Origin of the sequence: Vibrio ordalii ATCC 33509 (assembly GCA_000257205.1) — a bacterium.
In the GTDB taxonomy this organism is placed as follows: Bacteria; Pseudomonadota; Gammaproteobacteria; order Enterobacterales; family Vibrionaceae; genus Vibrio; species Vibrio ordalii.
Map to the genome: position 1 here is coordinate 35,617 of AEZC01000217.1, position 17,905 is coordinate 53,521.

The following is a 17,905-nucleotide window of genomic DNA, read 5'->3' on the forward strand; positions in this document are numbered from 1 at the left end:
TAAGGTCGTTGAGATTAATTTTGTTCGATTTGAGTCACGTTGATTCGGTTCTTCTCATCGAGAATAGAGGCCTTGGCGCGAATTTTCGCTTCGAGTTGGCTGACCAGATCATCGTTATCAAAACGCTCTTTCTGGCGGACGCCATCTTCGTAGAATGCACTTTTCTTGTTGCTGCCAGCCAAACCAAGATGAGAAGCTTCAGCTTCACCCGGGCCATTAACCACGCAACCGATGATCGAGACATCCATAGGTGTCAAAATGTCTTCCAAACGTTGCTCTAACGCATTGACTGTGGCGATCACATCAAACTCTTGACGTGAACAGCTTGGACAAGCGATGAAGTTAATGCCTCGCGAGCGAATACGCAGCGATTTAAGAATATCAAAGCCGACTTTGATCTCTTCGATCGGATCTGCAGCCAGTGAAATACGCAGCGTGTCGCCGATGCCTTCGGCAAGCAGCATACCTAAGCCCACTGCCGATTTAACTGCACCGGCTCTTGCGCCTCCTGCTTCCGTAATACCAAGATGCAGAGGTTGGGCAATCTGTTTAGCCAGTAAACGGTAGGAATCAACGGCGAGAAAAACATCCGATGCTTTGACGCTGACTTTGAATTGATCAAAGTTGAGTCTTTCAAGAATATCAACATGACGCATCGCTGACTCGACTAAAGCGGCCGGTGTTGGCTCACCATATTTCATTTGGATCTCTTTTTCGAGCGACCCACCATTCACGCCAATGCGAATGGGTATATTCTTGTCACGTGCGCAATCGACCACGGCGCGAATACGTTCTTCGTTGCCAATATTACCAGGGTTGATACGCAAGCAATCAACGCCATATTCGGCGACTTTCAACGCAATGCGGTAATCAAAATGGATGTCAGCCACCAGCGGAATGGATACTTGCTGCTTGATCAACTTGAACGCTTCTGCCGCGTCCATTGTCGGTACAGAAACTCGTACGATATCAGCCCCGACTTTTTCTAACGCTTTAATTTGGGCGACGGTTGCCGCAACATCGGTAGTGCGCGTGTTGGTCATAGATTGAACAGCAATAGGAGCACCATCACCGATGGGCACATTACCGACATAAATACGCGTCGATGAACGACGCTTAATTGGAGATTCGTGTTGCATAGTATTTTCTAAGGTAAGGTGAATCGAGCGACTTTACCGGAAGTATACCCAGAAAGGTCTACAGGTTCACTTGCAAATGTCATTGAAACGCTTTCAGGGGCGCCAAGAATGATTTGAAACGGAGCTTCACCTTCCAAAGTTACGGTTTGCCCTGATTTTTTAATCCCAGTGGAAAGGGTTTTACCTGACACATCTTTCACTTGAATCCAGCAGTCTGCGCTGAAGGTGAGTGTCAAAGGATCGTATGGATTGCTTGCATTCTGAGGCGGCATAATTTTATCTGGCGCAGGAATATCGATCACATTGGGCTCTGCTTCTGCTGCATCATCTTCAGGGGAAGGTATAAGCTCAGCCGCTTGAGTATTGACTTCTATCTGATTATCAACCTCAACATCAACGGGCATATCAGCGACGGCATCGACCTGAGGGGCACTATCTGTAGGAACGAATTCACTAACGGTTGTGAAATCTTCATCTTGTAAGCGTTCAACGGACGTCGAACTTATCGATGGAGAACTTTCAATGACAGCGTGCTCTTGTTCTTGATTCTGCCACCACCATAGCGATGAAATACCGATAATGACGGCAAAAATACCCCAAGTTAACGTCATAATACGGCTATCATGCAGCTCTCGCTTGGTCTTCTTAGAAAAACTTTGCATCGGTTGCTCTGCCGCAACAGTAGGATAGCAATCATCAAAAGAAGCTAAAATCACCGACTCTTTGATCCCAACCGCCTTAGCATAAGAACGGAAATAACCGCGAGTAAAGGTCGCGACTTGATCTGAAGCGAAGTTATTCTCCTCTAAACTTTGAATGATAGAGAGACGTAACCGCAACCTATCGGCAACTTGCTTTTGCGTTAATCCCAACGCTTCGCGTTTTGCCTTTAATAAAGTGCCGGGTTGTACCGAGTCTGTTTTTACCTCTGCAATAATCTGTTCTTGTTCAGTAGTCATCCGTTTTATACATCTCATTATGTTATGGCTCGAATGGCACCGTCATCACTTTTATTGTTATTAGTTCGTAGTAATAAAATTGTGCATTCCAACGCGGTGAAAAAGCTGCATTCATTGATGCAGGCGGCAGTTAAAATTTAACATTACATCAATTAGCAATTCTAATTGATATTTGGCGTTAAACAACATGGCTTTAGCAAAGAAATTACCGCTAGGTCAATATTTTTCATAAAATTGACGTCAAAATCGAAGAAAATTATTTCAAATGGTAAAAATGTACAAAGCCAGAGGAATCTCTGGCTTTGTTTTATCGTCTAACTTAAACCGCTTTAATAGGAATGACATCGCCACCCATCTGTTTCATTTTGGTCCGTTTGGTTCTATCAATCACATCACCCACTAGCTGCCCACAAGCGGCATCAATATCATCACCACGAGTTTTGCGCACCGTCACTGTGTGTTCATACTGCATCAGTGTTTTTTGAAAACGGTCAATACGTGAATTACTCGGTTTTTTATAAGGTGAACCGGGATAAGGGTTAAATGGGATCAAGTTAATTTTGCACGGCGTGCCTTTCATTAACTTAGCCAATTCGTGTGCATGTTCCATATCGTCATTGACGTGATCCAGCAGCACGTATTCCACTGTAACCTTACCACGATTGGCGTTTGATGTAGCAATGTAACGGCGCACTGAGGCTAAGAAATCTTGAATATCCCAGCGATCATTGATCGGCATAATTTCGCTGCGTAATTTATCGTTAGGGGCATGCAATGAAATCGCTAATGCAACATCAATTTGCCCTGTCATTTGATCAAGACCAGAAACCACACCCGAAGTCGACACCGTCACGCGACGTTTTGATAGACCAAAACCCAAATCATCCAGCATGATCTCTAACGCTGGGATCAAGTTTTTCATGTTGAGCAGAGGCTCGCCCATCCCCATCATTACTACGTTAGTAATCGGACGACGTCCCGTCTCTTTCTCAAGGCCAATTTCTCTCGCTGCGCGCCACACTTGCCCGATAATTTCAGACACTTTGAGGTTACGGTTAAAACCTTGCTGAGCCGTTGAACAAAATTTACACTCCAGAGCACAACCAACTTGAGAGGAGACGCACAAAGTCGCTCGCTCTTCCTCTGGGATATAGACCGTTTCAACATCTTGATCGCCGACACGCATCGCCCATTTAATCGTACCATCAGACGAGTGTTGTGCTTGTGAAACGATCGGCGCGCGAATTTCACAGCGTTGTTGCAGTTGCTCACGCAGTTTTTTGTTGATATTGGTCATTTGTTCGAAGTCATCACAACCAAAATGGTAGATCCACTTCATGACCTGATCAGCGCGGAACGCTTTTTCACTGAGCTCTTCAGCAAAAAATTTACGCAGACCTTGGCGATCAAAATCAAGCAGATTGACTTTTTCAATAGTCATGTGGCCTCTCAACGACGGAAACAATAAATAAGGGCGCGAATTGTACAGCCTTTATGCAGTAACAACAAGGGTTGTACAACCATTCAATTACTAAGTCATTCAATGCTTGGCGGATTGTTTTCACTCTACAGCTCCCAACCATACGAGTATAAAAAAGCCTCACAAAGTGAGGCCTTAATCGAAAGAATTTTGGATAGAAAATACCAAGATTAACGAGGGCAAATTTCTGATTCAGGGAAGAAAAAGGCGATTTCACGCGCAGCCGATTCAGGGCTATCACTGCCATGAACTGAGTTATAACGCATACTTAACGCATAATCAGCACGAATGGTTCCACATGCCGCTTCTTCTGGGTTCGTTTTACCCATTAATTCGCGGTAACGAACAATAGCACCTTCACCTTCAAGCACTTGAACCATTATAGGTCCTGACGTCATGAATTTTTTTAGTTCAGGAAAGAAGGATTTACCTTCATGCTCAGCATAAAAGCCGCTCGCTTGCTCTTCGCTCAAATGTACCATTTTCGCAGCGATAATACGCAATCCTGCTTTTTCGATACGATGATAGATTTCACCAATTAAGTTACGTTCTACCGCATCGGGTTTAATGATAGAAAATGTTCTCTCTAGAGCCATAAGGATATCCTTTTTCTTTTGTTTTTTTAGTTATAGCAAAGCGCCCAAAACAGAGATTTGAGCAGCTTTTCATTATTGGGCTTGGTCGGTCAAAATGCGCGCTAATGTACGCACCCCCATCGCCGTTGCACCTGCGGCCCATTTATCACTTGCTGACTTGCGGTAAGTACCGGCGCAGTCAAAGTGTAGCCACCCATTTTTGTAATCTTCAACAAAATAGGAGAGGAAAGCGGCTGCGGTACTTGCTCCTGGAGAATAGTCACCTGAGCTGATGTTAGAGAGATCCGCAAAGCTTGAAGGTAACATAGAGCGATGAAACTCAGCCAAAGGCAGAGGCCATAAGCCTTCTTTCTCTTGGTGAGCTGCCGCCAATGCCTGCTGTGATAAGCGCTCATCAAAGCTGAGTAGCGCATGGTAATCATTGCCGAGTGCATTTTTAGCGGCACCCGTTAATGTCGCGCAATCAATAATAAGCTGCGGTTTTTGCTCGTTGGCATAAATCAAGCCATCGGCCAACACTAGGCGGCCTTCTGCATCGGTATTCATGATTTCAACTGTGGTGCCGTTTTTATAAGTGATGATATCACCCAGTTTCAAGGCGCGTCCGGAAACCATATTTTCTGCACAACATAAAATGAGTTTCACACGTTTATTAAAACCACGCATGATGGCCAAACCAAGGCCACCAGTGATCGTTGCAGCGCCTCCCATATCCGCTTTCATCGCCGACATAAAGTTGGACGTTTTTAAACTGTAACCACCAGAATCAAAAGTAATGCCTTTACCAATTAAGCAAGCAAAAACAGGAGCACTCTCTTTTCCTGTCGGATTGTAATCAAGTTGTAGCATGGCTGACGTGCGCTCTGAGCCGCGACCAACCGCATAAATACCTTCCCAACCTTCGGTGAGTAGATCTTTATCTTTGACAATACGATAGCTGACATGCTCAGGGGCTAGCGATTTGATGAACTCAGCCGCCATGGTCGCTAACTGACGCGGCGCGACTTCTTCGGCGCTTTTATTGATGATATCGCGCGTCCATTCCGTCGCTTTAATACGATATTCTAACTCGGCTTGATCCGACTCATTCAGCGGTTGCCATTCTAGCGTATTGAGTTTTTTCGCTTCACGATAACCTTGGTAGAAAGCCCAGATATTTTCTAAGTGCCAACCGTCACCTTGTAGGCTGATCGCTCTGATAGCTTGCCCATCAAGCTTACGCGCTGCGCGCTGAACCGCGCTGAGTTCATGCCCACTCTCAATAGCATGAATTGTGGCACCATTTTCTGAAAACGAAACAATCGCCTTTTCTCCCCACTGAGGCTGGGCAGCTTGTTGGCTGATAAATACGGACATCTTTGTAGACATGGTTTCTCCTTGCCTGAATATGGCCTCACCTGTGCCATTACGATTAAATAACCAAGGGATGTTAGCATTTTGTAGGGTCAAAATGTCAACTTGATAAAAAAACGGACCATTCGGTCCGCTCTTTTTAGTTAAAATTGTTAACTCTGTGATGTTTTACTGAATAACCATCATGTTAGCAATAGTCTTAGTCGATCTCTTCCATCCAACATAGAATAATCGCTTCGAGAATTTTTTCGTTGGAACGGTTTGGCTCATCATCAAACTCTTCCAGTTCCATCACCCACTGGTGTAGATCCGTAAAACGTACATTTTTAGGATCTACGTCTGGGTATTGCTCACAAAGCTCGATCGCAATATCACGAGAATCGGTCCATTTCATTTTGCTTTCCTTTTACAAACAGTGAACGGGCGTTAATACGCTCAATAGGATTAATGATCTTCAGAAGCCAGATTGAGTGTGTACTTTGGAATTTCAACCACTAAATCTTCGTTAGCGACTCTAGCTTGGCAGCCAAGGCGAGATTCAGGTTCAAGACCCCACGCTTTATCAAGCATGTCATCTTCCAACTCATCACTCTCATCAAGTGAGTCAAACCCTTCGCGAACGATAATATGGCAAGTCGTGCATGCGCAGGATTTTTCACACGCATGTTCAATAGCGATACCATTTTTCAGCGCCACATCCAGTACGGTTTCTCCTGCTTGAGCTTCCAGAACGGCACCTTCAGGACAAAGCTCTTGGTGAGGTAACACAATAATCTTAGGCATAATTTTTCTCTTTAAATATCATCTACCGATTGACCAGCAAGTGCACTGCGAATGGATTTATCCATACGGCGTGAAGCAAAATATTGGCTGGCTTTGTCTGTCTCTTTAATTCCTTGCTCGATGGCATCGGCGCTATCACCATTACGCAGCACAATTAAATCTTCTATTGCATTCAGAAGGATCTGCTTTTCTGACTCAGATAACAATTCATCACCATCGGCCTGTAAGGCAGAGATCAAACCTTCGATAACGCGATCGGCTTCTACACGTTGCTCTGCCAGAGAGCGAGTCTGCATATCTTGTTTGGCAAACGTCATCGAATCTCGCAGCATATTTGCTACTTCATTATCACTCAGTCCATACGAGGGCTTAACTTGAATTTCCGCCTGAACTCCCGTACTTTTTTCCATCGCTGTCACAGAGAGTAAGCCATCGGCATCAACTTGATAAGTTACGCGGATATGCGCGGCACCCGCCGTCATTGGTGGAATACCTTTTAGTGAAAAACGAGCCAATGAGCGGCAATCGTCTACCATCTCACGTTCGCCCTGCACCGTATGGATGCTCATGGCTGTTTGACCATCTTTGAAGGTGGTGAATTCTTGAGCTTTAGCAACAGGAATGGTGGTGTTACGTGGGATGATTTTTTCCACTAAGCCACCCATGGTTTCAATACCCAGCGACAGAGGAATGACATCCAGCAGGAGCATTTCTGAATCGGGTTTATTACCGACCAAAATGTCGGCTTGAATTGCTGCACCAATCGCGACAACTTCATCAGGGTTGATGTTAGTTAGCGGTGTGCGGCCAAAAAACTCACCAACTAAGTCTCGAACCAGTGGCGTACGAGTTGAACCGCCGACCATCACCACTTCCAATACTTCATCTGCCGTAATCTCAGCATCTTTGAGTGCTCGACGACACGATAGTAAGGTTTTCTTTACTAGTGGCGTGATGAGTTGGTTAAACTCATCGCGAGTTAAACGCCCTTGCCAACCCAGCACAGAAACCTTGACACTATCGCTATCAGATAAGGCAATTTTCGCTTCGGTGGCCGCATCAAGCAATGCTCGTTGCTGCTCTGCACTGAGCGGTTCAGCTAAGCCGATTTGGCTCAAAAAATGGTCAGCAATCAAATGGTCAAAATCATCACCACCGAGCGCAGAATCGCCACCAGTCGCGAGTACCTCAAACACGCCTTTCGACAGACGTAAGATAGAGATATCAAACGTACCGCCACCTAAATCATAAACCGCAATCACACCTTCTTGCGCTGAGTCTAAGCCATAGGCAATCGCTGCAGCGGTAGGTTCATTGAGTAAACGCAGTACGTGCAAGCCGGCAAGTTGAGCGGCATCTTTGGTGCCCACGCGCTGCGCATCATCAAAGTAAGCAGGTACGGTAATCACCACGCCCGCTAATTCACCACCTAACGACGCTTCGGCACGCTGAGCAAGAGATTGAAGAATATCGGCGGAAACTTGAATCGGGTTCTTATCACCTTGCGCCGTTTGCAAAATAGGCAAACCGTTGTCACTGGCTTTGAAACGATAAGGTAATGTGGGATAACGCGCCTGAATGTCAGCCAGTGAACGGCCGATCAAACGCTTCACAGAAATGATGGTATTGGCAGGATCAACTTGCGCGTGTGCTCTGGCATCAAAGCCTACGCAACGCTCTTGAGCCGAATAGTGGACCACCGAAGGGAGGATCGAGCGTCCTTGTTCATCAGCAAGCGTCGTCGCATTACCGCTTCGAACCGATGCGACTAATGAGTTGGTTGTCCCCAAGTCGATACCCGCTGCGAGTTTATGCTGATGCGGCGCAGAGCTTTGACCGGGTTCTGCAATTTGAAGTAATGCCATGGGTTGGTCCTTATTATCGAACTAGCCGAGTAACTGTTCTTCGACTCTTTCTATTTCATTTTTGAGCTTGGCAATAAATTTAAGCTTGCGAACCGTATCAGCCGCAAGGCTCCATTGAGCATGATTAAGTTGTTGCTCAACCAAAGTAAGATGCTGTTTATACATCTTGCTGACTCTGTTTTCAAAATCGAATAACGCACTTTCAACATCAGGCTGTGAGGCGATGGCTTCAAGCTCTTCTCGCAGCTCCATTTGCTCCATTAAAAACAGCGGATCTTGCATGGTTTGGTGTTCTGCGCGTAACTCTATGCCTTGTTCGAGCAACAAGTATTCTGCACGACTGATCGGCGATTTTAATGTTTGATAAGCATCATTGATTTGCGAGGCGTTTTGCACAGCAAGCAGGCGATCTCGCTCAGACGCAGTGGCAAAATTGTCGGGATGAAACCGTTTTTGCAGCGCACGAAACTGAGAAGAAAGAAGGCTACCATCCAGTGCAAACTGACTTGGTAGCCCAAATAATTCAAAATAGTTCATTAACACATTGCTCCTAGTGCTCGACACTAGGCTCAAGTGAGCCTAGTCACGCCGAAAGCCAATCCGTTACACGTTGAAGCTTTCACCACAACCACATTCGCTTTTTGCATTCGGGTTGTTGAACTCAAAACCTTCGTTTAGCCCTTCTTTGACATAGTCAAGCTGTGTGCCATCAAGATAGACGAGGCTTTTCGAATCGATAATCACTTTGACACCATGATCTTCAAACACTTCGTCTTCTTCGTTAACGTCATCAACGAATTCAAGCACGTAAGCCATACCCGAGCAGCCTGTTGTTTTCACTCCAAGACGTAAACCTACGCCTTTGCCTCGGTTATCTAGGAATGCTCGAACGCGATGCGCTGCTGTTTCAGTTAAGGTAATGGCCATACTACAACCTTAGATTCTTAGTTTGAACTTATGGGAGTGAACCATCATTCACTCCCTTAATATTATTGTTGGTGTTTCTTTTTATAATCGGCAACGGCAGCTTTGATCGCATCTTCTGCCAAAATCGAACAGTGAACTTTCACTGGTGGAAGCTCTAGCTCTTCCGCGATTTCAGAGTTCTTAATGGCTGCTGCTTCGTCAATGCTCTTGCCTTTGACCCATTCAGTAACCAGTGAGCTCGAAGCAATCGCGCTACCACAACCGTAGGTTTTAAATTTTGCATCTTCAATGATGCCTTCTGGCGTCACTTTAATTTGTAGCTTCATTACGTCGCCACAAGCTGGAGCGCCAACCATACCACTACCAATGGTTGGATCTTCTTTATCAAAAGAGCCAACATTACGTGGGTTTTCATAGTGATCAATTACTTTTTCGCTGTATGCCATGATAGTTACCTCTAATCCTCTATTTCCTTGGGAATAAACCAGTGCCTTTTAAAGGACTAGTGATGTGCCCATTCAACGGTGTTTAAATCCACACCCTCTTGATACATATCCCATAGAGGAGACATGTCACGTAATTTGCTTACGGCTACGCGGATTTGTTCAACGGCGTAGTCCACTTCCTCTTCGGTCGTAAAACGGCCAAATGAGAAACGAATTGAACTGTGCGCCATTTCATCGTTCAAGCCAAGCGCACGTAGTACATATGACGGCTCTAAGCTGGCCGACGTACAAGCACTACCTGATGATACTGCTAAGTCTTTCAAAGACATCAGCAGCGATTCGCCTTCAACAAAGGCAAAACTAATATTCAGGTTGTGCGGAACACGCTGATCTAAATCGCCATTCACACTCACGGCTTCCATGTCTTGTACACCTGCGAGTAGACGATCACGCAATGCTTTTGCGTGGTCAAAATCTTTTTGCATGTCTTGCTTAGCAATGCGGAATGCCTCACCCATACCTACGATTTGGTGCGTTGGTAATGTGCCTGAGCGGAAACCACGTTCATGGCCGCCACCGTGCATTTGCGCTTCAAGACGAATACGAGGTTTACGGCGAACATATAATGCGCCAATCCCTTTAGGTCCATACGCTTTATGCGCTGAAAGGGAGATAAGATCCACTTTCATTTCTTGTACATCAAGGGGAACTTTACCGGCAGATTGCGCTGCATCTACGTGGAAAATTATCTTGCGTTCACGGCAAAGCTCACCGATCGCCATGATGTCCTGAATTACGCCAATTTCGTTATTCACGTGCATGATCGACACCAAAATTGTGTCATCACGCATTGCCGCTTCTAATTTTTTTAGATCAATCAAGCCATTCGTTCCTGGCTCAAGATAGGTCACTTCATAACCTTCACGCTCAAGCTGACGACATGGATCAAGCACCGCTTTATGCTCGGTTTTACAGGTAATGATATGCTTACCTTGCTTGGCATAGAAATGCGCCACACCTTTAATCGCAAGGTTATCTGACTCTGTCGCACCGGATGTGAATACGATTTCGCGAGGATCAGCATTAAGCAGTTCAGCAATTTGCTCACGCGCAGTGTCTACGGCTTCTTCTGCCTGCCAGCCATAACGATGCGATCGCGATGCTGGATTACCAAAAACACCATCCATCGTCATGTACTGAACCATCTTTTCAGCCACGCGAGGGTCAACTGGACAGGTAGCTGAATAGTCAAAATAAATAGGCAGTTTCATTTTCTACTCCAATGTAAACATTGCCGCTATGAGCGGGCATTAAGACCTACGGGCACCGAGCCGATAATCACGGTATTGGTATTTTTATTGGTTAGCCCGTGGTTCACCGTCAGGCCCAAGCCTTGGCGGTCAGAAATTTCTAGTACTTCATTATCAATCATTAACTCACCAAGAGTAATGTTGTTCAGAAAGTCACTAATGCGAGAGCTAAGATCTCGCCATAATGTATGAGTTAAGCAGCGAGTACCACCTTGGCAGTCGGCTCTTCCATTACATTTTGTTGCATCAACTGATTCATCAACAGCGGCAATCACAGTACCAATCGAAATTGAGCAGGCATCAGCCCCTAAGCGGTATCCACCACCTGGACCACGCACACTAGCAACTAGCCCCGCTTTACGCAGTTTAGAAAACAGCTGCTCAAGGTAAGAGAGCGAAATGCCTTGCCGTTCGGAAATATCCGCCAGTGGCACTGGGGTTTGCTGCGAATGCAGAGCCACATCTAACATGGCTGTAACCGCATATCTTCCTTTAGATGTAAGTCTCATATCACCGTATCCACATTGATTATGTGGTTGGAATTTTTCCATACCCGACTAAATAGGTCAAGTATTTATTTGACTAATTTAGTCAGGTATTTAACCCTATTATTAGTCTGGATAATTATTGATTGCTGCGATGCTTCTCAATTGAGGTCAGAACGCCACGCAACATATTGATTTCTTGAGACTCAGGACGCGAACGAGTAAATAGCCGACGGAGTTTGTTCATCACCTGACCAGGCTGATCCTTTGAAATAAACTGCGTCTCTATAATCACTTTTTCAAGATGCTGATAGAACATTTCTAATTCGTGATGCAGAGGATACGCTTCTTCTGGCTGGGCTTGATAAGCTTTTTTTTCATTATTTAGGTAAGCAACACGCACCTCATAACTCAATGTTTGTACGGCCATAGCCAGGTTTAACGAACTGTATTCAGGATTAGCCGGAATGCACACATGAAAATGGCACTTTTGCAGTTCATCATTGGTCAGCCCGGTTTTTTCTCGGCCAAACACTAAAGCAACAGGATAATGTAGCCCCTCTTGCGCAAATTTTTCGCCACATTCACGTGGTTCAAGCATTGGCCACTCTAAAGTTCGTGAGCGCGCACTTGACCCAACCACCAGGCCACAATCTGCGACAGCCTGCTCTAGCGTATCCACGATCTCCGCATTTAAAGCAATGTCGCTTGCTCCAGCAGCTAGAGCGATCGCTTGGGCGTCTACCTCACATTGAGGCGAAACCAAAATCATTTTACTTAGTCCCATGACTTTCATCGCTCGGGCAGCAGAACCAATATTTCCTGAATGAGATGTCCCTACTAAAATGATTTTTACATTGTCTAGCATTACGTTGTGCGCCACTCTATTTTAAACGACAGAATACTAACATAAAGCTGACTAAAATGGTCAGGTCCTTTAGCTACATATGAACAACCGAGCAAAAAATAGCCACTTCCTTTTTAATAAAACTTTGTTATACTGCTGCCCGCTTTTTCGTTCTTTAACATCCGTTGGGAAAACTGTATGCATCCAATGCTAAACATTGCTATTCGCGCTGCGCGAAAAGCTGGTAACCATATTGCTAAATCACTAGAAAATACTGAGAAAATCGAAACAACTAAGAAAGGGACTAATGACTTTGTTACTAACGTAGACAAAGAAGCAGAAACTATGATCATCGATACAATCAAAAGTTCTTACCCAGAACACAGTATCGTTGCTGAAGAAAACGGGCTTATCGACGGTAAAGATAAGGACGTTCAATGGATCATCGACCCACTGGATGGCACAACAAACTTCGTCAAAGGTTTACCCCACTTCGCCGTTTCTATCGCAGTTCGCATTAAAGGCAAAACGGAAGTTGCTTGTGTTTATGACCCAATGCGCAATGAGCTGTTTACCGCTCAACGTGGCGCTGGTGCGCAATTAAACAACTCACGCCTTCGTGTAAAACAGTTAAAAGATCTTCAAGGCACGATTCTCGCCACAGGTTTCCCATACAAACAAAAGCAACATGCCGAATCTTTCATGAAGATTATGTCTGCACTGTTTGTTGAATGTGCCGATTTCCGTCGTACTGGTTCTCCTGCGCTTGATTTATGTTACCTAGCTTCAAACCGTGTCGATGGTTACTTTGAACTGGGTTTAAGACCTTGGAATTTAGCCGCTGGCGAGCTGATCGCTCGTGAAGCAGGCGTTATTCTTACCGATTTCTCTGGCGGTACTGAATACATGAAATCGGGCAACATTGTAGGTTCAAGTGCCCGTGGTGTTAAAGCGATTTTGAAACACATTCGTGATAACGGTAACAGCGCTATTCTTAAATAGGTTGCACTAAATACCATCAACACCGTCAAAATTGATTCAAGCCTCGTATAGCAATATACGAGGCTTTTTTAGTTTCGTTTTATACTTTGCTACTGAGAGTGACCGCGGTGTGGGATGGGTTAGAAAAAAGCCGCAGAATATTCTGCGGCTTTGGCTATTTAAGAAACTTTCAGGCTGCTAAGGAAGTTCGTCGAACTCCGCACCCTCTTTTTCCACTTGAGGTGGAAGTAGGTTCTCACGGGTAATTCCTAATTTCAGTGCCAACGCTGACGCAACATAGATAGATGAATAAGTACCCACTGTGATACCGAGCAGTAAAGCAGTGGCAAAACCATGTATGTTCGCCCCACCTTGCACAAAGAGTGCGATCACCACCAGCAAGGTGGTTCCCGATGTAATCAAAGTCCGGCTCAAGGTTTGGGTAATTGAGCTGTTCATGATCTCGGCTGAATCACCTTTACGCAATTTACGGAAGTTTTCACGGATGCGGTCAAATACCACAATCGTATCGTTGAGCGAGTAACCGACAACGGTCAGCAAAGCGGCAACAATCGTTAAATCAACCTCAATTTGCATGATAGAGAAGATACCAAGCGTGATGATCACATCGTGTGCCAATGACATTACCGCACCCGCTGCGAGCCGACATTCAAAACGAACAGAGACATAAAGCAAAATACAGATGAGCGAAGCTAAAATCGCTAAGCCTCCTGCTTCAGCTAATTCATCGCCCACATTCGGACCAACGAACTCAATGCGACGCATCTCGACACTTTTTCCTGTCCCCTCTTTAATAGCAGAAAGAATTTGATTGCCTAACGTCTCGCCAACCATGTCCGCACGTGGACGAAGGCGAACCATCACTTCACGCGCAGAACCAAAGTTCTGCACGGTTGCATCACCAAACCCTTTTGCTTCAAGTGCACCACGGATATCTTCAAGATTAGCTGGGTGTTCAAACCCAACTTCAATCAAAGTACCGCCGGTGAAGTCCAGTCCCCAGTTCAACCACTTGGTTGATAAAGTGAAAATAGACGCACCAATCATTAAAAGAGAGAATAAAAACGCAAATTTAGACCAACGCATAAAGTCGATCGTTTTATCTGCTTTTAGAATCTGAAACATAGTAATTCCTAGCCTTAGATCGACAATTTTTTAATGCGTTTACCACCGTATATCAAGTTCACGATACAGCGAGTCCCGATAATAGCGGTAAACATTGAGGTTAAAATACCGATGGAAAGTGTGACGGCAAACCCTTTGATGGCTCCAGTACCCACAGCAAATAGAATAATTGCCGTGATCAACGTAGTGATGTTGGCATCAGCAATGGTACTGAACGCGTTAGCATAGCCTTGGTGGATAGCTTGTTGTGGATTTCGGCCATCACGGAGCTCTTCACGAATACGCTCGAAGATCAGAACGTTAGCATCCACGGCCATACCGACCGTCAATACGATGCCCGCAATACCCGGCAAGGTCATTGTCGCACCGGGGATCATCGACATTACACCAATAATGAGCACAAGGTTCGCCATCAATGCAATATTGGCAATCAAGCCAAAACCACGGTAGTAAAGCAGCGTAAAGAGCATCACCGCAACCATACCCCAGATGCAGGCTTGAATGCCCATATCAATATTTTGCTGTCCCATTGATGGGCCAATGGTACGCTCTTCAACAATAGAGATTGGCGCAATTAACGCACCTGCACGCAGTAAAAGTGCAAGGTTTTGAGCTTCTGCAGCAGAGTCAATTCCCGTGATACGGAAGTTACGCCCAAGAGCCGACTGAATCGTTGCTTGGTTGATCACTTCTTCATGCTTATCGAGAATCACTTTGCCATCAGCTGTCCGACGGCCGCTGTCTTTGTACTCTGCAAATACCGTTGCCATAAGCTTGCCAATGTTCTTTTTAGAGAACGCCGACATCTTATTTCCGCCTTCGCTATCTAACGAAATGTTCACTTGCGGGCGACCATATTCATCCATGCTAGAGCTGGCATCCGTGATACTTTGACCACCTAGAATCACGCGTTTTTTCAAGACAACCGGGCGACCATTACGATCGGATTTGATTTCACTCCCAGCAGGAGCACGACCAGAAGCCGCGGCGGCTAAATCAGCCTTGTCATCAACTTCACGAAACTCAAGAGTCGCGGTTGCGCCAAGAATCTCTTTAGCACGAGCGGTATCTTGAACCCCCGGTAACTCAACCACAATGCGGCTGGCACCTTGACGTTGCACTAAGGGTTCAGCGACCCCTAATTCGTTAACACGGTTACGCAAAATCGTGATGTTCTGCTCAACGGCGTAATTTCGAACTTCCTGCAAACGCTGCTCGGTAAATAGAGCAATCAGCGCAAAGCGACCGTCAGCCTTAGACGTAGTAAAAATCATATCAGGATGTTTCGACGTTAATGCTTGCTGTGCTTGCGCTAATTGCTCATCGTCACGCAAAGTGACTTCCACTCGGTCGTTGCCCACTGAGCGAATGGCTCGGTAGCGAATTTTGTCATCACGCAGTTCGCTGCGAAACGCTTCTTCTTGCTGGCCAATCAATTTTTCCATCGCAGCGTCCATATCCACTTCCATTAAGAAGTGAACACCACCACGCAGATCAAGGCCAAGCTTCATCGGTGCCGCGCCAATCGATTCCAACCAAGAAGGCGTTGAAGGAGCAAGGTTAAGTGCAACAATTGTATCTTTGCCTAACGCTTCACTCACCACATCACGCGCACTGATTTGGGTATCGGTATCGTTAAATCGAACAAGAATTGATCCATTCTCTAGAGCAATGGATTTATGAGAAAGGCTCTCTTTATCAAGAGCTTTGGTGACAGCATCCAGCGTTGACATATCAACAGAGGCGCCACGCGCCCCTGTAATTTGAATTGCCGGATCTTCACCGTAAATATTTGGAAGTGCATATAAAGCAGAGAGAGTGATGGCGAACACCACTAACAAATACTTCCATAACGGATAACGGTTTAGCACAGCGAGGATCCTTTAGCTGTTTATAAAGACTTAAGCGTACCTTTTGGTAGCACCGCTGTAATGAAATCTTTTTTGATTACAATTTCATTGTTCACGTTCAGTTCGATAGAGATGTAATCGCTGTCTTCTGCGATTTTAGTGATTTTACCCACTAAACCGCCACTGGTTAGCACTTCATCACCTTTACTCATCGCTGCCATCAAGTTTTTATGCTCTTTAACACGCTTGGCTTGTGGGCGGTAAATCATGAAATAGAAAATAACCGCAAACATACCAAGCATGATCAGCATTTCATAACCGCCACCTTGTGATGCACCTTCACCTGCTGCGTGTGCTACAGAAATTAAACTCATTGAAAACGTCCTCTAAAATATTGTTGTGTAATGTAATTCTAATTGGGCTGCGTTGGCTTAATTTCAAGTTTATCACTTCACAAATTAAGCAAAACGCAGCAAAACCGTTATTGGCCCATTGGTGGAACTTCACGATTGCGACGAGCATAAAACTCCTCAACAAACGCGTCGAAGCGATCTTCTTCAATCGCTAAACGAATGCTTGCCATCAGGCGTTGGTAATAACGTAAGTTATGAATAGTATTTAAACGCGCACCCAGAATTTCGTTACAACGATCCAGATGGTGTAAATACGACTTCGAATAATTTTTGCAAGTGTAACAGTCACAATGTGGATCCAGCGCAGTTGTATCGGTTTTATGTGCTGCATTACGGATCTTGATCACACCACCCGTCACAAATAGATGGCCATTACGTGCATTTCGCGTTGGCATCACACAGTCAAACATATCGATACCGCGACGTACCCCTTCCACTAAGTCTTCAGGTTTACCTACGCCCATCAGGTAGCGTGGTTTGTCTTCTGGCAATTGTGGACAGGTGTGCTCAAGTACACGGTGCATGTCTTCTTTAGGTTCACCCACCGCTAAGCCACCAACCGCGTAGCCATCAAATCCGATCTCGGTTAAGCCTTTCACGGAAACATCACGCAAATCTTCGTAAACACTGCCTTGCACGATACCAAATAGCGAGTTGGTGTTCTCTAATTTGTCGAAATGGTCACGTGAACGCTGCGCCCAACGTAAAGACATCTCCATTGATTTTTTCGCTTCGTCGTGCGTCGCAGGGTACGGCGTACACTCATCGAAAATCATCACAATGTCAGAGCCCAGATCTTTTTGAATTTCCATCGACTTTTCTGCGTCCATGAAAATCTTGTCACCATTTACTGGGTTACGAAAATGCACCCCTTCTTCCGTGATTTTGCGAATATCACCCAAGCTAAACACTTGGAAACCACCAGAATCGGTGAGGATTGGGCCTTGCCAGTTCATAAAATCATGCAAGTCGCCGTGCATTTTCATCACTTCTTGGCCAGGGCGCAGCCACAGGTGAAAAGTATTACCGAGCAAAATTTCTGCGCCCGTCTCTTTTACTTCTTCCGGTGTCATACCTTTTACTGTGCCGTAAGTACCTACAGGCATGAATGCCGGTGTTTGCACTATGCCACGTTCAAAGGTTAATTGCCCACGGCGAGCATTTCCGTTTTTCTTTTTAAGTTCGTATGTTAACTTCACGAAGCCTCCAATGTCAGAGAAACAGTCTGACGTATCATGATTAGGTGCAAGCACCCCTCTAGAGCGGTCGCCAATTCCTAGCGAAAAACGAAGCGGAGCTTCTTCTCCTAGCGTAATGCTAGCACT

General features: G+C 45.4%; 19 protein-coding genes. 1 reads left to right on the forward strand and 18 read right to left on the reverse strand.

Annotated features, from left to right (window positions below; genetic code table 11):
• Positions 1-14 precede the first annotated feature (14 nt).
• The 14 genes from ispG to trmJ all read right to left on the reverse strand — a co-directional run bounded on the left by ispG (position 15) and on the right by trmJ (position 12,211).
• Complete coding sequence (ispG, locus tag VOR_RS0114415; protein ID WP_010320399.1) at positions 15-1,139, reverse strand: flavodoxin-dependent (E)-4-hydroxy-3-methylbut-2-enyl-diphosphate synthase; 1,125 nt, start codon at positions 1,137-1,139, stop codon at positions 15-17.
• Positions 1,140-1,147: 8 nt separating this feature from the next.
• A complete protein-coding gene (rodZ, locus tag VOR_RS0114420) occupies positions 1,148-2,116 on the reverse strand; it encodes a cytoskeleton protein RodZ (protein ID WP_029627235.1) in 969 nt (322 codons plus the stop codon).
• Positions 2,117-2,417: 301 nt separating this feature from the next.
• Positions 2,418-3,539: a dual-specificity RNA methyltransferase RlmN gene (gene rlmN, locus VOR_RS0114425; protein WP_010320401.1), complete on the reverse strand. Its 1,122-nt coding sequence runs from the start codon at positions 3,537-3,539 to the stop codon at positions 2,418-2,420.
• Positions 3,540-3,748: 209 nt separating this feature from the next.
• Complete coding sequence (gene ndk, locus VOR_RS0114430) at positions 3,749-4,174, reverse strand: nucleoside-diphosphate kinase (protein WP_010320402.1); 426 nt, start codon at positions 4,172-4,174, stop codon at positions 3,749-3,751.
• A gap of 72 nt (positions 4,175-4,246) precedes the next feature.
• Entirely contained in the window at positions 4,247-5,542 is a 1,296-nt protein-coding gene (gene pepB, locus VOR_RS0114435; protein WP_010320403.1) for an aminopeptidase PepB, read from the reverse strand.
• 184 nt (positions 5,543-5,726) lie between these two features.
• Complete coding sequence (iscX, locus tag VOR_RS0114440) at positions 5,727-5,921, reverse strand: Fe-S cluster assembly protein IscX (protein ID WP_010320404.1); 195 nt, start codon at positions 5,919-5,921, stop codon at positions 5,727-5,729.
• 50 nt (positions 5,922-5,971) lie between these two features.
• Complete coding sequence (gene fdx / locus VOR_RS0114445) at positions 5,972-6,310, reverse strand: ISC system 2Fe-2S type ferredoxin (protein ID WP_010320405.1); 339 nt, start codon at positions 6,308-6,310, stop codon at positions 5,972-5,974.
• A gap of 11 nt (positions 6,311-6,321) precedes the next feature.
• Positions 6,322-8,175, reverse strand: a complete 1,854-nt coding sequence (gene hscA, locus VOR_RS0114450) for a Fe-S protein assembly chaperone HscA (protein ID WP_010320406.1) — start codon at positions 8,173-8,175, stop codon at positions 6,322-6,324.
• Between the two features lie 21 nt (positions 8,176-8,196).
• Positions 8,197-8,712 carry a co-chaperone HscB gene (gene hscB, locus VOR_RS0114455; RefSeq protein ID WP_010320407.1) on the reverse strand — a complete coding sequence of 172 codons (516 nt, stop codon included), beginning with the start codon at positions 8,710-8,712 and terminating at the stop codon, positions 8,197-8,199.
• 66 nt (positions 8,713-8,778) lie between these two features.
• A complete protein-coding gene (gene iscA, locus VOR_RS0114460) occupies positions 8,779-9,102 on the reverse strand; it encodes an iron-sulfur cluster assembly protein IscA (RefSeq protein WP_010320408.1) in 324 nt (107 codons plus the stop codon).
• A gap of 62 nt (positions 9,103-9,164) precedes the next feature.
• The gene (iscU, locus tag VOR_RS0114465) at positions 9,165-9,548 is read right to left on the reverse strand and encodes a Fe-S cluster assembly scaffold IscU (RefSeq protein ID WP_010320409.1); all 384 of its coding nucleotides are present in this window, start codon (positions 9,546-9,548) and stop codon (positions 9,165-9,167) included.
• A gap of 56 nt (positions 9,549-9,604) precedes the next feature.
• Entirely contained in the window at positions 9,605-10,819 is a 1,215-nt protein-coding gene (locus VOR_RS0114470; RefSeq protein ID WP_010320410.1) for an IscS subfamily cysteine desulfurase, read from the reverse strand.
• Positions 10,820-10,845: 26 nt separating this feature from the next.
• Positions 10,846-11,367, reverse strand: coding sequence for a Fe-S cluster assembly transcriptional regulator IscR (gene iscR, locus VOR_RS0114475; protein WP_026027698.1), 522 nt, complete (start codon positions 11,365-11,367; stop codon positions 10,846-10,848).
• A gap of 115 nt (positions 11,368-11,482) precedes the next feature.
• Positions 11,483-12,211: a tRNA (cytosine(32)/uridine(32)-2'-O)-methyltransferase TrmJ gene (trmJ, locus tag VOR_RS0114480; protein WP_010320412.1), complete on the reverse strand. Its 729-nt coding sequence runs from the start codon at positions 12,209-12,211 to the stop codon at positions 11,483-11,485.
• A gap of 177 nt (positions 12,212-12,388) precedes the next feature.
• Here trmJ and suhB point away from each other — a divergent pair, with 177 nt between their 5' ends.
• Positions 12,389-13,192, forward strand: coding sequence for an inositol-1-monophosphatase (suhB, locus tag VOR_RS0114485; protein WP_010320413.1), 804 nt, complete (start codon positions 12,389-12,391; stop codon positions 13,190-13,192).
• A 177-nt stretch (positions 13,193-13,369) separates the two neighbouring features.
• Here suhB and secF read toward each other — a convergent pair whose 3' ends face one another.
• From secF to tgt, 4 genes are all read right to left on the reverse strand, one after another.
• Entirely contained in the window at positions 13,370-14,317 is a 948-nt protein-coding gene (gene secF / locus VOR_RS0114490) for a protein translocase subunit SecF (protein ID WP_010320414.1), read from the reverse strand.
• Between the two features lie 14 nt (positions 14,318-14,331).
• Positions 14,332-16,188 carry a protein translocase subunit SecD gene (gene secD / locus VOR_RS0114495; RefSeq protein WP_010320416.1) on the reverse strand — a complete coding sequence of 619 codons (1,857 nt, stop codon included), beginning with the start codon at positions 16,186-16,188 and terminating at the stop codon, positions 14,332-14,334.
• A gap of 20 nt (positions 16,189-16,208) precedes the next feature.
• Positions 16,209-16,541, reverse strand: coding sequence for a preprotein translocase subunit YajC (gene yajC / locus VOR_RS0114500; RefSeq protein ID WP_010320417.1), 333 nt, complete (start codon positions 16,539-16,541; stop codon positions 16,209-16,211).
• Positions 16,542-16,648: 107 nt separating this feature from the next.
• Positions 16,649-17,779, reverse strand: coding sequence for a tRNA guanosine(34) transglycosylase Tgt (gene tgt / locus VOR_RS0114505; protein WP_029627237.1), 1,131 nt, complete (start codon positions 17,777-17,779; stop codon positions 16,649-16,651).
• Positions 17,780-17,905: the final 126 nt, after the last annotated feature.

Coding starts and splice junctions, on each gene's coding strand:
- yajC (WP_010320417.1), bottom strand. CDS start 16,541: ATGAGTTTAATTTCTGTAGCACACGCAGCAGGTGAAGGTGCATCACAA.
- rodZ (WP_029627235.1), bottom strand. CDS start 2,116: ATGAGATGTATAAAACGGATGACTACTGAACAAGAACAGATTATTGCA.
- VOR_RS0114470 (WP_010320410.1), bottom strand. CDS start 10,819: ATGAAACTGCCTATTTATTTTGACTATTCAGCTACCTGTCCAGTTGAC.
- suhB (WP_010320413.1), top strand. CDS start 12,389: ATGCATCCAATGCTAAACATTGCTATTCGCGCTGCGCGAAAAGCTGGT.
- iscR (WP_026027698.1), bottom strand. CDS start 11,367: ATGAGACTTACATCTAAAGGAAGATATGCGGTTACAGCCATGTTAGAT.
- trmJ (WP_010320412.1), bottom strand. CDS start 12,211: ATGCTAGACAATGTAAAAATCATTTTAGTAGGGACATCTCATTCAGGA.
- hscA (WP_010320406.1), bottom strand. CDS start 8,175: ATGGCATTACTTCAAATTGCAGAACCCGGTCAAAGCTCTGCGCCGCAT.
- pepB (WP_010320403.1), bottom strand. CDS start 5,542: ATGTCTACAAAGATGTCCGTATTTATCAGCCAACAAGCTGCCCAGCCT.
- iscA (WP_010320408.1), bottom strand. CDS start 9,102: ATGGCCATTACCTTAACTGAAACAGCAGCGCATCGCGTTCGAGCATTC.
- ispG (WP_010320399.1), bottom strand. CDS start 1,139: ATGCAACACGAATCTCCAATTAAGCGTCGTTCATCGACGCGTATTTAT.
- iscX (WP_010320404.1), bottom strand. CDS start 5,921: ATGAAATGGACCGATTCTCGTGATATTGCGATCGAGCTTTGTGAGCAA.
- rlmN (WP_010320401.1), bottom strand. CDS start 3,539: ATGACTATTGAAAAAGTCAATCTGCTTGATTTTGATCGCCAAGGTCTG.
- secF (WP_010320414.1), bottom strand. CDS start 14,317: ATGTTTCAGATTCTAAAAGCAGATAAAACGATCGACTTTATGCGTTGG.
- fdx (WP_010320405.1), bottom strand. CDS start 6,310: ATGCCTAAGATTATTGTGTTACCTCACCAAGAGCTTTGTCCTGAAGGT.
- ndk (WP_010320402.1), bottom strand. CDS start 4,174: ATGGCTCTAGAGAGAACATTTTCTATCATTAAACCCGATGCGGTAGAA.
- iscU (WP_010320409.1), bottom strand. CDS start 9,548: ATGGCATACAGCGAAAAAGTAATTGATCACTATGAAAACCCACGTAAT.
- hscB (WP_010320407.1), bottom strand. CDS start 8,712: ATGAACTATTTTGAATTATTTGGGCTACCAAGTCAGTTTGCACTGGAT.